At 41.2% G+C, this 619-nt stretch carries 1 protein-coding gene; it reads right to left on the reverse strand.

Features of this window, described 5'->3' with window-relative positions:
* On the reverse strand, positions 1-252 hold a 252-nt coding region (locus R7Z50_RS28725; RefSeq protein WP_318149912.1), incomplete at its 3' end, for an arginine deiminase-related protein.
* Positions 253-619 lie beyond the last annotated feature (367 nt).

The following is a 619-nucleotide window of genomic DNA, read 5'->3' on the forward strand; positions in this document are numbered from 1 at the left end:
TTCCACCACTTGCACTCCTTCTTGGCGCAACGTGGCAACCATTGCCGAAAATTCAGCCATGGTTTTTCGTGATACTTCTTTCTGGCTCAATGACACCTGATGCTGAAACTCATTGTCTTGCGCCGTTTCTTCATTAAAACGAAACTCTTTCGGTGGCACCATCACTACGCAGTTTGCGGTTTGGCGCAGAGCACTTTGTGTGCTTTCTTCTTTCCCATCAGCAAATTGGGGTACTGATTCGTGTAATAGCATCCAATATATTCCTTATCTCTAGAATGGAGAGATTGTAAATTTATTGTTAACTTCAGTTTTGCTGTTTTCGCGATTATTTCTATTCTCTAAAAGTAATTTTTCCTGCAATTAGACAGCGAAACACGATTTTTTATTGTCACTTTGCTGGTTTACGCTTTTGTGGCTCGGACATGACAAATCCAATAAATGGGATATTTCAATTCAGTTCATAACCAACTAGTTACATTTAAAAGGCGATCGGTTAGACTATTTTTTCGCCCCTCTCACAAACTCGTCTGCTTTTCTGGCTAGCGGACAACGATATTTCTTACCACCTATCTCGGTGCGCACTGCCATGTCCAAGCAGTGTAAATCGATGGATTCAGTA

Source organism: Vibrio sp. 1249-1 (assembly GCF_033340495.1).